10 protein-coding genes are annotated in these 12,762 nt (G+C 72.3%); 9 read left to right on the forward strand and 1 reads right to left on the reverse strand.

Annotated elements, in window-relative coordinates:
* Window positions 1-632, forward strand: a 632-nt coding sequence (locus MCAG_RS33260) for an IucA/IucC family C-terminal-domain containing protein (RefSeq protein WP_036372001.1), incomplete at its 5' end; no start/stop codon positions are given.
* Window positions 629-1,996: a glutamine synthetase family protein gene (locus tag MCAG_RS02340; protein ID WP_007071383.1), complete on the forward strand. Its 1,368-nt coding sequence runs from the start codon at window positions 629-631 to the stop codon at window positions 1,994-1,996. The genes MCAG_RS33260 and MCAG_RS02340, both read left to right, overlap by 4 nt.
* Here MCAG_RS02340 and MCAG_RS02345 read toward each other — a convergent pair.
* Complete coding sequence (locus MCAG_RS02345) at window positions 1,956-3,245, reverse strand: alanine racemase (RefSeq protein ID WP_007071385.1); 1,290 nt, start codon at window positions 3,243-3,245, stop codon at window positions 1,956-1,958. The two genes, MCAG_RS02340 and MCAG_RS02345, sit on opposite strands and share 41 nt — an antisense overlap.
* A gap of 86 nt (window positions 3,246-3,331) precedes the next feature.
* On the opposite strand from MCAG_RS02345, the gene MCAG_RS02350 reads away from it, so the two are divergent.
* The 7 genes from MCAG_RS02350 to lanKC form a co-directional block, all read left to right on the forward strand.
* On the forward strand, window positions 3,332-4,351 hold the full coding sequence (locus tag MCAG_RS02350; RefSeq protein WP_050777822.1) for an iron ABC transporter permease: 1,020 nt from the start codon (window positions 3,332-3,334) through the stop codon (window positions 4,349-4,351).
* Window positions 4,348-5,400, forward strand: coding sequence for an iron chelate uptake ABC transporter family permease subunit (locus tag MCAG_RS02355; RefSeq protein WP_007071386.1), 1,053 nt, complete (start codon window positions 4,348-4,350; stop codon window positions 5,398-5,400). The genes MCAG_RS02350 and MCAG_RS02355 overlap by 4 nt, the downstream gene beginning before the upstream one ends.
* Entirely contained in the window at window positions 5,397-6,233 is an 837-nt protein-coding gene (locus MCAG_RS02360; RefSeq protein ID WP_050777823.1) for an ABC transporter ATP-binding protein, read from the forward strand. Before MCAG_RS02355 ends, MCAG_RS02360 begins: the two co-directional genes overlap by 4 nt.
* Window positions 6,230-7,237 (forward strand): ABC transporter substrate-binding protein, encoded by a 1,008-nt coding sequence (locus tag MCAG_RS02365; protein WP_007071388.1) that lies wholly within the window; start codon window positions 6,230-6,232, stop codon window positions 7,235-7,237. The genes MCAG_RS02360 and MCAG_RS02365 overlap by 4 nt, the downstream gene beginning before the upstream one ends.
* Before the next feature lie 81 nt (window positions 7,238-7,318).
* Window positions 7,319-8,221, forward strand: a complete 903-nt coding sequence (locus MCAG_RS02370; protein WP_007071389.1) for a siderophore-interacting protein — start codon at window positions 7,319-7,321, stop codon at window positions 8,219-8,221.
* 159 nt (window positions 8,222-8,380) lie between these two features.
* The gene (pgi, locus tag MCAG_RS02375) at window positions 8,381-10,018 is read left to right on the forward strand and encodes a glucose-6-phosphate isomerase (protein WP_007071390.1); all 1,638 of its coding nucleotides are present in this window, start codon (window positions 8,381-8,383) and stop codon (window positions 10,016-10,018) included.
* Window positions 10,019-10,234: 216 nt separating this feature from the next.
* Window positions 10,235-12,762 (forward strand): class III lanthionine synthetase LanKC (gene lanKC, locus MCAG_RS02380; RefSeq protein ID WP_050778142.1); only part of this gene is annotated, 2,528 nt, incomplete at its 3' end.

Genomic DNA, 12,762 nt, shown 5'->3' on the forward strand with positions numbered 1-12,762 from the left:
TCGATCCCGCCGGGCGGGCGTTCGTGGCCGAGCTGGTGGCCCGCTCGGGCCTGACGCCGACCGGCTGGCTGCGCCGGCTGTTCGCCGCCGTGCTGCCGCCGCTGCTGCACCTGATGCACCGCTACGGCATCGCGTTCAACCCGCACGGCGAGAACACGATCGTCGTCTACGACGGTGCCGACGTGCCGACCCGGCTGGCCGTCAAGGACTTCGTGGACGACATGAAGCTGCTCCACACCGACCTGCCCGAGTACGCGGACCTGCCGGCGGAGGCGGGTGGCGTACTGATGCGGTGCGGCCCCGACGAGCTGGCCGGCTCGATCGTCAAGTCGCTGCTGACCTGCCACTTCCGGTTCCTCGCCCCGCTGTGCGAGGAGCAGCTGGCGGTGCCGGAGGCCACCTTCTGGACGCTGGTACGCGAGGAGGTTCGCCGCTACCAGGAGCGGTTCACCGAGCTGGCCGACCGGTTCGCCCTGTTCGATCTCGGCAAGCCGGCGTTCCCGCGGACCTGCCTCAACCGGGAGCGGCTGCTGCCCGGCGGCTACCACGACCGCGCCGAGCGCGACGCCTCGTTCCGCCTCGACGCGGACCCCGTCCCCAATCCGCTGCACGACGAGAAGGACCCACTGTGATCACCGTCGAGCAGCTTCGCGAAGACGTGTCCGCCGGGACGGTCGACAACGTCATCGTCGCCGTACCAGATCTGCAGGGCCGGTTGCAGGGCAGCCGCCTGGACGGCCACCACTTCCTCGACGACACGCTGCGCACGGGCTTCCCCGCCTGCGTGTACCTGCTGGCCACCGACGTCGAGATGAACACCGGCCCGGGTTACGCGCTCGACGCCGCGCGGGCCGGCTTCGGCGACCTGCTGCTGGTGCCCGACGTCGCCACCCTGCGCCGGCTGCCGTGGGACGAGGACACCGCGCTGGTGCTCGCCGACGCCCGCTGGCCCGACGGCACCCCGGTGCCGTTCGCGCCGCGGCAGGTGCTGCGTACCCAGCTGGATCGCCTCGCCGACCGGGGCCTGCTCGCCTTCGCCGGTACGGAGCTGGAGTTCCTGCTGTTCACCGACACGTTCCGGCAGGCGCACGAGCGCGACTACCGCGGCCTGGTCACAGCGACCCGGCACAACGTGGACTATTCGGTCGCCGGCGTGACCGAGATCGACCCGGTGGTGCGCCGCATCCGGCGGGAGATGCGGCAGGCCGGGCTGCGGATGGAGTCGGCGCGCGGCGAGTGCCACCCCGGCCAGTACGAGATGGTGTTCCGCTACGCCGACGCCCTGACCACCTGCGACAACCACGCCGTCTACAAGACGGGGGTACGCCAGATCGTCACCCAGGAGGGCCTGTCGGTGACGTTCATGGCGAAGTACGACGCCGGCGAGGGCAACTCGTGCCACGTTCACCTGTCGCTGCGTCACGTGGACGGCACCCCGGTCTTCGCCGGCGGTGGCTCGCCGGACCGGCCGGACCTGGCCGGGATGTCGCCGACGATGGCGCACTTCGTCGCCGGGCAGCTCGCCTGCCTGCGCGACTTCACCCTGCTGCAGGCGCCGAACGTCAACTCGTACAAGCGGCTCGCGCCGGGCTCGTTCGCACCTACGGGAGTGGCGTGGGGCCGCGACAACCGCACCTGCCCGATCCGCGTGGTGGGAGAGGGTGACTCGCTACGCATCGAGCACCGGGTGCCCGGCGGCGACGCCAACCCGTACACGGCCGTCGCCGCTGTCATCGCCGCCGGCCTGCACGGCATCGAGCACAAGCTCCCCCTGGAGCCCGCCCTGGTCGGTGACGCGTTCGCCGCCACCGACCGACCCCGGCTGCCCGCCTCACTCGCCGAGGCGGTGTCCCTGTGGGAGGCCAGTGAGGCCGCGCACGAGGGGTTCGGCTCCGACGTGGTGGCGCACTACGCCGCGGCGGCGCGCGCCGAGCTGGACGCGTTCGCCGCGACCGTCACGGACTGGGAACGGCGGCGAGGGTTCGAACGGCTGTGAGCGCATCGGCGCCCGCCGGGGAGTCCAGCGTCCAACGTTCGGCGCGGGGGTGACCGAGGAACTCAGGCAGCGCGAACTCCCACCCGTACGAGCCCGCGTCGGGGAAGACCACCAGGTCGCCGGCGCGCACCCGGTCGACGGTCATGTCGCGCACGAGCGTGTCCTCGGTGGTGCAGAGTTCACCGACCACGGTGACCGGTGCGTCGCGGACCTCCGGCCGCGGCCACGGGTACGGCCACCGCGCGACCGGGACCACCGTGAACGGGTGCAGGATGTCCCAGGACACCGGCAGCGCGAAGTGGTTGATGCCGCCGCGCAGCACCACGAACCAGGTGCCGTAGGCGTGCTTGACGTCGAGCACCTCGGCGGCGTACCACCCGCAGTCCGTCACCAGGTATCGGCCCGGTTCCAAGACGACCTGGCAGTCGGCGGGCGGCCGGACGTCGGCGACCAGCTCGCCGAAGCGGCGTACGTCGAAGTGCGGTCCCCGGCCGAACGAGACGCCGATGCCGCCGCCGATGTCGACGACGCGTAGCTGCACGCCGTGCCGCGCCGCCGTGTCCTGCGCGAACTGCAGGCACCATCGCAGGTACGCGACGTGCGTGGCGGCGTCCAGGTTGTTGCCGACCACGTGCAGATGGAAGCCGACGACGTCGGTGCGGCGCAGCGCGCGCGCCTGCTCCAGCACCTCGGGCACGTCGGCCTCGGGGATGCCGAACTGGGTGGCCTTGCCGCCCATCGCCAGCGCACCCGCGACCGCGACGCGGCGCGGGTTCACCCGCAGGGTCACCGCCACCGGTTGGTCGAGCTCGGCGGCGATCCGGTCGACGCGGCGCAGCTCGTGCAGGCTCTCCACGTTGATCATGTCGACGCCGTGCGCGATGAGGTGGCGCAGCAACGTGTCGCTCTTGGCCGGGCCCGCGGCGACGAGGAGCCCGTCCGGCCGGACACTGCGCGCCAGGGTCGCCTCGGCGGCCGAGGCGACCTCGAACCCGTCCACGTGCCCGGCGAGAGCGGCGACGACCGGGCGGTACGAGTTGGCCTTGACCGCGTAGCAGACCTTCGCCCAGTCCGGCAGCGCCGCGCGCAGTGCATCGGCCCGCGCGACCGCGACCGCCGGGCTGTAGAGGTACCCGCTGAGGGGATCCGACCGGTCGGCGGCCTGGTCCACAAGCGCGGCAACCACGGCTGGCGGCAACGAGTCAGCGGCGAGGGCCGGCGCTCCGGCGGCGGACGGTGGCAGATCCATGGAGGCTCCTTTTGACCAAGGTTAGGCTCACCTTATACGCTACGCGTGATCGTCTCGACGCCCCCGACACCCCGGAGCCATCGTCCATGACCAGCCCGTCCCTGCGCGCCACGCCGGGGGTCCGCTTCCCGTGGCTGCTGGCCGGCGGCGGGTTACTGCTGGTGGCGATCGCGTTGAGCCTGTTCGTCGGCGCCCGCACGATCAGTCCACTGGTGACGTTCGACGCCCTTCTCGGTGGCGGCGGTGAGCGAGACCACATCATCGTCCGGGAGATCCGCCTGCCGCGGACGCTGCTCGCCATCGCCGTCGGCGCAGCCCTCGCCGTGGCCGGTTGCCTCATGCAGGGCTTGACCCGCAATCCGCTCGCCTCACCGGAACTGCTCGGCATCGGGCACGGTGCCTCGTTCGCCATCGTCCTTGCGATCTACTTCGCCGGCGTCGAAAGCCCGCAGGGGTACGTGTGGTTCGCTCTACTCGGGGCCGCTGTCTCCGCCGTCGTGGTGTACGTACTCGCCGGTGCGGGCTCACGGAGCGCTACCCCCATCCGGCTGGCCATCTCCGGCACGGTACTGGCGACGGCGGCGTTGTCGTGGACGCAGACCGTGATGGCCCTGGACCGGCGTACCCTCGACGAGGCGCGGTTCTGGATCGCCGGGTCCATCGCCGGCCGACCGATCGGTGTGCTGACCGCGGTGCTGCCGTTCCTCGTCGTCGGCGCGGTCCTCGCGATCGTCCTGGTCCGGGCACTCGACGCCCTCGCCCTGGGCGACGACGCCGCCGTGGCCCTCGGCTTCGATCCGCTGCGGCATCGCCTGCTCGGTGCCGTCGCCGTCACGCTGCTCGCCGGGGGCGCGGTCGCCGCCGCCGGACCGCTGGCCTTCATCGGCCTCGCCGCACCGCACCTGGCGCGCCAGCTCTGCGGGCCGGAGCACCGCGTCCTGCTGCCCGCCTGCGCCATCCTAGGCCCGGCACTGCTGTTGCTCGCCGACGTCATCGGCCGGATCGTGTTGTTCCCCCTCGAACTCGAAGCCGGCATCGTCACCGCGCTGCTCGGCGCCCCCGTCCTGATCATCCTTGTCCGTCGTGTCCGGCTGGTGAGCGGATGACCGTCACCGATCGGGCCACCCCCCTCCTGGTCGACGCGTCACCACGTCCCGCGAAGCGGCCCGTGCTGTGGGCTGCGCTGTGGACCACCGTGATACTGGCCGGCACCGTCGTGTTCGGCCTGTGGGCGTTGACGTTGGGCGACTACCCGATCAGCATGCTGGACGCCGCCCGCGCCGTCGTCGGCGACGGGCATCGCGCCGACCTCCTGGTGATCCAACAGTGGCGGCTGCCCCGGGTGCTGGCCGCAGTACTCGCCGGCGCGGCGTTCGCCGCCAGCGGAGCGCTGCTGCAGGCGTTGCTGCGCAACCCGCTCGCGTCGCCCGACGTCATCGGGGTCAACATGGGCGCGACGGCGGTCGCGGTCGCCGCCATCATCATCGGCGTACCGGGGGTCCTGGTACCCGGCGGAGCGCTGCTCGGCGCCGTCGCCGCGGCGGCCCTGCTCGTCGGCCTCGCCTGGCGCAACGGCATCGGTGCCGACCGCCTGGTACTCGTCGGGATCGGCCTGCACACCGCCCTGTACGCGGTGAAGACCTTCCTGGTGCTGCGGTTCCCCGACGACCTGGTGCAGTCCGCGGTGCTGTGGACCGTCGGGACCCTGTACAACCGCACCTGGACCGAGGTCGCCGTCGCCGCGGTCGCCGTCGCGGTACTGACGCCGACGGCGCTGGTCCTGCTCCGCCTGCTCGCCGTGCTGGACCTCGGCGACGACCTCGCCGCCGGCCTCGGCCTGCGGGTGCGACTGGTGCGACTCGGGATTATCGCCACGGCCGTGGCGTTCGCCGCGGTCGGCGTCGGGCTCGGCGGACCGCTGCCGTTCATCGCGCTCGCGGTGCCCTTCCTCGCCCGGCTGATCGCCGGTCCGCTCTCCCCGCGCACGTTCGTGCTGGCGCTCGTCCTCGGCGCGGCGGTGCTGCTCGGCGCCGACGTGACGGCCCAGCATGCGCTGCCCACCGCCCTGCCGGCCGGCGTGGTCACCGCCTCCGTCGGCGCACCGCTGTTCTTCTGGCTGCTCTGGCGGCACCACCGCGGAAAGGCACGGACATGACAAGTCTTTCGGCGCGCGACCTCACCCTCGCCTACGACGGCAAAGTGATCATCGACGGACTCGACGTCAGCGTCCCGACCGGCGGCTACACCGTCATCGTCGGCCCGAACGCGTGCGGCAAGTCGACCCTCCTGCGCGGACTGGCCCGGCTGCTCGCCCCCCGGCGGGGCACCGTCCTGCTCGACGGCGCCGACATCGCCCGGACCCCGACGAAGCAGGTCGCACGCCGGCTCGGCCTGCTGCCCCAGGCCCCGGTGACCCCCGCCGGGATCACCGTGGAGGCGCTCGTACGCCGGGGCCGCTTCCCGCACCACGGGCTGCTGCGCGGCTGGAGCAGCGGCGACTCCGACGCCGTCGAGGCCGCCCTGGGCCGCACCGAGTTGCTGCACCTGCGTACCCGGATGGTCGACGAGCTGTCCGGCGGCCAGCGCCAGCGGGCCTGGATCGCCCTGGCCCTCGCCCAGGACACACCGCTGCTGCTGCTCGACGAACCCACCACGTACCTCGACCTGCGTCACCAGTTGGACGTGCTGGACCTGCTCGCGGGCCTCACCCACGACGGCCGCACGGTGGTTGCGGTGCTGCACGACCTCAACCAGGCCTGCCGCTACGCCGACCATCTGCTCGTCATGAAGGACGGCCGGCTGGTCGCCACCGGAGCGCCCACCGAGATCCTCACCGCCGATCTCGTCCACGACGTGTTCGACCTGCCGTGCCTGGTCATCGACGACCCGGTCACTGGTACCCCCCTCGTGGTGCCGCACGACCGCCGCGAGCGGCCGGCGGCATCCCCGTCCGCCGTCGGCGACGTTGCCGACTCGGTCAGATCATGAAATTCGAGAGGACCACCATGAGAAGTTCGTTCACCCTCCGCCGCGTCACCGCGGTCGCCGGCCTGATGGCGCTCACCGCGCTGACGGCCGCATGCGGTGGCACCTCGAAGGACGCGCCGGCCGCGAGCCCGTCCAGCGCCGGGACGTTCCCGCGCACCATCACGCACGCCATGGGCACCACCACCATCGACAAGCAGCCGCAGCGCGTCGTCGTGCTCGACACACCGGAAGCTGGAGCGGCGCTGCTCGTCGGCGTGAAGCCGATCGCCGCCGTCTCCGTCGACCCGGTCGCCAAGACCTACCCGGTCCACCTGCAGAAGGACCTGACCGGAGTGCCGGACGTCGGGCCGCTGGAGGAACCCAACATCGACAAGATCTTGTCGCTGAAGCCGGATCTGATCCTGTCCTCCAAGATCCGCCACGAGAAGATCTACGACCGGCTCAGCCAGATCGCCCCCACCGTCTTCGCCGAGGCCCCCGGTGACGGCTGGAAGGAGAACGTCGCCCTCTTCGCCAAGGCCCTCGGCAAGGACAAGGAAGCCGAGACGGCGGTCGCCGCGTACCAGGAGCGGGCCAAGAAGATCGGTGCGGCGATCACCGCCAAGAACGGTGGCAAGGCGCCCACGATCTCCGTCGTCCGGTTCGTCGACGGACCGACCCGCCTCTACCAGCCCAGCAGCTTCAGCGGTGTCGTCGTAGCCGACACCGGCCTGCCCCGCCCCGCCTCTCAGCAGGACCCCAAAGAGGTCATCACCGAGATCGGACCGGAGCTGATCGACCGCGCCGAGGGCGACTACGTCTTCGTCTGCACCTACGGCGACCCCGCCACCACCCAGCAGAAGGCATTCCTCGCCAGCCCGCTGTGGGCCAACTTGACCGCGGTCAAGAACAACCGCGTCACCAACGTCAGCGATGACACCTGGATGACCGGCATCGGCATCCAGGGCGCCCACCTCATCCTCGACGACATCGCCAAGGCCGCCGGCGTCGAACCGCTGCGCTGACCGTGCCGCCCGGCCAGCGGGCCAGCGGGCCTCGCCGGCCGGGCGGTCACGCCGGAGTCGCGACAGGAAGGACTGCAAGACATGGCAACCCTCACCGTCGCCCCGTGGCGGCTGTTCACGGTGGACGTACGAATGGTTCGCCGACTCAGCCCGTCTTTCGTACGTGTCACGTTCACCGGTCCCGACCTCGACCGCTTCTGCGACAACGGCTACGACCAACGCGTCAAGCTCGTCTTCCCCCTGCCCGGCTCCGGATTCGCCGGGCTGCCCACCGGCGAAGGTTGGTACCAGCGGTGGCGGTCGCTGCCCGAAACGACCCGCAACCCGATCCGGACCTACACCGCCCGTGCGGTCCGCCCCCACCTCAACGAGGTCGATGTCGACTTCGCCGTCCACGGTGACAGTGGCCCCGCGTCGCGGTGGGCGCTGCGGGCGCGACCCCGCGACGTGCTGGCGATCCTCGGCCCCGACGCCGGCTACGACGGCGACCACGGCGGTGTGGAGTTCCGCCCGCCGAAGCACGTCGGGTCGCTGCTGATCGCCGGCGACGAGACGGCTGTACCGGCCATCGGCGCCATCCTCGAACGGCTACCCCGCAACGCCTGCGGCGAGGCTTTCCTGGAGGTTCCGGACCGCGCCGACGTTCTCCCGATGCAGGCGCCACCAGGCATCTCCGTGAGGTGGCTGGTCCGGGACGCCGGTACCCACGGAAGCTGCCTCGTACCGGCCGTGACCGCCGCGGCGACCCGGCCGCTCACCCGGCCGACGACACCCGCGGCACCACTGGCCGACGTCGACGTCGACACCGGCATCCTGTGGGAAGTACCCACTGCCAGGGCCGCAGCGCCTCTGTACGCCTGGCTCGCCGGTGAAGCCGGCGTCATACGCACGCTGCGACGGCTGTTGGTGTCTGAATGCGGAATCGACCGACGGTCGGTGGCGTTCATGGGCTACTGGAGACTCGGCCGCCCGGACGAAGAGTGACCGGCCGCGTCAACAGGGGCGTGCCTACCTCCGGGTGACGTGCGCGCGCCGGGGTGCGACACGTCCCGGCTGATGGCAGTCTGGCCCGGGGCGGCCGGGCCCGCGCAGTACGGTTACGGCGCGCAACGGTTGTGAGCAGGTGCGGGAGGAGAGCCGGGAATGGCCGAGGAGATCACCACCACCGACGAGTGGCGGGCGCTGGCGGCGCACGCGGAGAAGCTGCGGGACGCGCACCTGCGCGATCTGTTCGCCGCCGACCCGGATCGCGGTGAGCGGCTGGCCGGTGAGCTGGCGGACCTGCACGTCGACTACAGCAAGAACCTGGTCACCGACGAGACGTTGGCCCTGCTCGCCGCACTGGCGGGCCGGGCCCGGCTGACCGACCGGATCGCGGCGATGTTCTCCGGCGCGCACATCAACACCACGGAGGACCGGGCGGTGCTGCACACCGCGCTGCGCAAGCCGGCGGATGCGACGCTGACCGTGGACGGCCGGGACGTGGTCGCCGACGTGCACGCCGTGCTCGACCGGATGGCGGCGTTCGCCGAGCGGGTCCGCTCCGGCGAGTGGGTCGGGCACACCGGCGAGCGGATCCGCACGGTGGTCAACATCGGCATCGGCGGCTCCGACCTGGGACCGGTGATGGCGTACGAGGCGCTGCGGGCGTACCGGGACGCCGGGATCGTCTGCCGGTTCGTCTCCAACATCGACCCCACGGACATCGCCGAGGCGACCGCCGACCTGGACCCGGCGAGCACCCTGTTCGTGGTGGTGTCGAAGACGTTCTCCACCCAGGAGACGCTGGCCAACGCGCGGCAGGCCCGCGACTGGCTGCTCGCCGGCCTCGGTGGCGACGCCTCTGCGGTGGCCCGGCACTTCGTCGCGGTCAGCACCAACGAGCAGCGGGTACGGGACTTCGGCATCGACCCGGCGAACATGTTCGGCTTCTGGGACTGGGTGGGCGGGCGGTACTCGCTGCCCTCGGCCGTCGGGCTGTCGGTGATGCTGGCGGTCGGGCCGGCGCGGTTCCGGGAGCTGCTGGCCGGGTACCACGCCGTCGACGAGCACTTCCGCACCACTCCGGTGGAGCGCAACGTGCCGGCGCTGCTCGGGTTGCTCAACGTCTGGTACACCAACTTCCTCGGCGCGCAGACCCACGCGGTGCTGCCGTACTCGCAGTACCTGCACCGGTTCCCGGCGTACCTGCAACAGCTCACGATGGAGAGCAACGGCAAGTCGGTGACGCTGGACGGCACGCGGGTGTCGTACGACACCGGGGAGATTTTCTGGGGCGAGCCGGGCACCAACGGCCAGCACGCCTTCTACCAGCTCATCCACCAGGGGACCCGGCTGGTCCCGGCGGACTTCATCGGGTTCAGCCGGCCCACGCACGACCTGGGCGACATGCACGACCTGTTCATGTCGAACTTCTTCGCGCAGACCGCCGCGCTGGCGTTCGGCCGCACCCGGGAACAGGTCGAGGCCGAGGGCACCCCGGCGGAGTTGGCGGAGCACAAGGTGATGCCGGGCAACCACCCGACCACCTCGATCGTCGCCGCGGAGCTGACCCCGGCCGTGCTCGGCCAGCTCATCGCGCTGTACGAGCACATCGTGTTCACCGAGGGCGCGATCTGGGACATCAACCCGTTCGACCAGTGGGGGGTGGAGCTGGGCAAGGTGATGGCCAACCAGCTCGCGCCGCTGCTCACCGGCGACGAGGCCGACCTGTCCGGGCTGGACTCCTCGACCCGCGCCCTGATCGCCCGGTACCGGGCGCAGCGGCGCGCCACCGACTGACCGGCACCCGGTCCACGGAACCGGCCGGCGCCCCTCGCGGCGCCGGCCGGTTCTTTTTTTCGAGCTACCACGGGTCGCCGGTGACTTTTGTCATCGGGCCCCGTGCGGCACGCATCCGCTGTCATGACTAACTGCACTGGGGACGGACGGGTCCGGTGCACGAGACTCGTATCCGTCGCCGGGCAACGGAACCGGCCGAGATCGCGGAGGGGGGTCATGGTGGACGAGCGCTACGACAACTACTGCGCCGCGGACCGGCTCTTCTACGACTCGCTGGGCAGCGCGGTGGCCCAGCCGGCGTTCGCCGCCGCCGAGCGGGACGTGCCGGCGGGCTGGCGTCGTGAGTCGCTCGACGACTGGCTGATCCACGCCCCGGACGGCGGCTCGCTGCCCCAGCAGGGCTGGAAGATCCACGTGTCGGCCACCCTCGCCAACGCCGAGCGGGTGCTCGACGCGGTGTGGGACTACTGCGTGCCGCGCGGGCTGTCGTTCAAGTTCCTGCGCGGGCCGCGCACCCTGCTGCTGCGCAACTCCAAGTACGCCTCGCGCTCGGCCAGCGGCAAGTTCGTCACCATCTACCCGCAGGACACCGACGAGCTGGAGCTGGCCTGCAAGGAACTCGACGCGCTGCTCGCCGGCGAGGCCGGGCCGTACATCCTCACCGATCTGCGCTACGGCGCGGGGCCGGTGCACGTGCGCTACGGCGGCTTCGCCCGCCGCTACTGCCTCTCCCCGGACGGGCAGGTCGTCCCCGCGATCGCCGACGACTCCGGCACGCTGGTGCCCGACCGTCGCGACCCGGTGTTCCACCTGCCGCAGTGGGTGCCCCTGCCGGACTTCCTCGCCCCGCACCTGGCCGCCCGCAACGCCACCAGCACCACCGAGGTCCCGTACAAGATCGAGAAGGTCATCCACTTCTCCAACGGCGGCGGCCTGTACGTGGGCCGGGACCTGCGCACCGGCACCGAGGTGGTGCTCAAGGAGGCCCGCCCGCACGCCGGCCTGGACGCCGACGGCACCGACGCGGTGGCCCGGCTGGACCGGGAGGCCACCGCCCTGCGCCGCCTCGCCGACCTGCCCCAGGTGCCCGCGGTACACGACGAGTTCGCCATCGGCGAGCACCGGTTCCTCGCCCTGGAGTTCATCGAGGGCCGGTCGCTGAACAAGGTGGTCGTCGACCGGTATCCGCTGATCGACGCCGACGCCACCGACGCCGACCGGGCCGAGTACGCCCGCTGGGCGCGCGACGTCCTGGCACAGGTCGAGTCGATCGTCGCGGCGATCCACGAGCGCGGGCTGGTCTACGGCGACCTGCACCTGTTCAACATCATGGTCCGCCCCGACGGCCGGGTGGCGCTTGTCGACTTCGAGGTCGCCGCCCCGATCGAGGGGCACCGCCGGCCCGGGCTGCGCAACCAGGGGTTCGCCGCGCCCGGCGACCGGAGCGGCCCGGCCGTCGACCGGTACGCGCTGGCCTGCCTGCGCCTGGCGCTGTTCCTCCCGCTGACCCAGCTCGTCCGGCTCTCCCCGGACAAGGTCGCCCACCTCGCCGACATCGTCGCCGAGCACTTCCCGGTTCCCCGCGACTGGCTGGCCGCGGCGGTCACCGAGATCACCGACGCCCAGCGCCAGGACGCCGACGGGGGCACGGGCGGCGACGACACCGTCGACGTGGCCGGCGACTGGCCCGGGGTGCGGAGACGGATCCGCACCGCGATCCTCGCCAGCGCCACCCCGCGCCGCGACGACCGGCTCTTCCCCGGCGATATCGAGCAGTTCCGCAGCGGCGGGCTCAACCTCGCCCACGGCGCGGCCGGGGTGCTGCACGCCCTCGCCGTCAGCGGCGCGGGCCGGTTCCCCGAGCACGAACAGTGGCTGGCCCGGCGGGCCACCGCCCGCGCATCGGGCACCCGGCTGGGCTTCTACGACGGCCTGCACGGGGTGGCGTACGCGCTGGAGCACCTGGGCCGCCGCTCCGACGCCCTCGACGTGCTCGACATCTGCCTGCGGGAGTCCTGGACCGAGCTGGACCTGAGCCTGGCCAACGGGCTGTCCGGCATCGCCCTCAACCTCGCCGAGCTGGCCGGGCGCACCGGGGAGACCGCGCTGCGCGACGCCGCCGACAAGGCCACCGCCGCCGTGGTCGACCGGCTCGCCGACGACCCCGGCCCGGACGTCAGCGGCGGCCGGCACCCGTACGCCGGGCTGCTGCGCGGGCGCACCGGAGCGGCGCTGCTGCTGGTGCGGATGCACGAGCTGACCGGCGACCCGGCGCTGCTGGAGCACGCCGCCACCGCGCTGCGGCAGGACCTGCGCCGGTGCGTGGTCCGCCCGAACGGGGCGCTGGAGGTCAACGAGGGCTGGCGCACCATGCCGTACCTCGGGCAGGGCAGCGTCGGCATCGGCCTGGTGCTCGACCAGTACCTGCGCCACCGCGCCGACGAGCGCTTCGCCGAGGCCAGCGCCGGGGTGCGCCGGGCCGCCCGGTCCCCGTTCTACGCCCAGTCCGGCCTCTTCGCCGGCCGGGCCGGGATCATCGCGTACCTGGCCACGCTCCCCGACGCCGACGGCCGCCGCGAACTGGACGCGCAGCTGCGCCGGCTCGGCTGGCACGCGCTGCCGTACGGCGGCGGGATCGCCTTCCCCGGCGAGCAGCTCCTGCGGCTCTCCATGGACCTGCCCTCCGGCACCGCCGGGGTGCTGCTCGCGCTGGCGAGCCTTCCTAACGAGCCGGCGACCCTGCC

The sequence above is a fragment of the Micromonospora sp. ATCC 39149 genome (genome assembly GCF_000158815.1).
Lineage (GTDB): Bacteria > Actinomycetota > Actinomycetes > Mycobacteriales > Micromonosporaceae > Micromonospora.

Excerpts from the sequence above, each read along its gene's own strand:
- MCAG_RS02365 (WP_007071388.1), top strand. The coding sequence starts at position 6,230 with ATGAAATTCGAGAGGACCACCATGAGAAGTTCGTTCACCCTCCGCCGC.
- MCAG_RS02355 (WP_007071386.1), top strand. The coding sequence starts at position 4,348 with ATGACCGTCACCGATCGGGCCACCCCCCTCCTGGTCGACGCGTCACCA.
- MCAG_RS02370 (WP_007071389.1), top strand. The coding sequence starts at position 7,319 with ATGGCAACCCTCACCGTCGCCCCGTGGCGGCTGTTCACGGTGGACGTA.
- pgi (WP_007071390.1), top strand. The coding sequence starts at position 8,381 with ATGGCCGAGGAGATCACCACCACCGACGAGTGGCGGGCGCTGGCGGCG.
- MCAG_RS02360 (WP_050777823.1), top strand. The coding sequence starts at position 5,397 with ATGACAAGTCTTTCGGCGCGCGACCTCACCCTCGCCTACGACGGCAAA.
- MCAG_RS02345 (WP_007071385.1), bottom strand. The coding sequence starts at position 3,245 with ATGGATCTGCCACCGTCCGCCGCCGGAGCGCCGGCCCTCGCCGCTGAC.
- MCAG_RS02350 (WP_050777822.1), top strand. The coding sequence starts at position 3,332 with ATGACCAGCCCGTCCCTGCGCGCCACGCCGGGGGTCCGCTTCCCGTGG.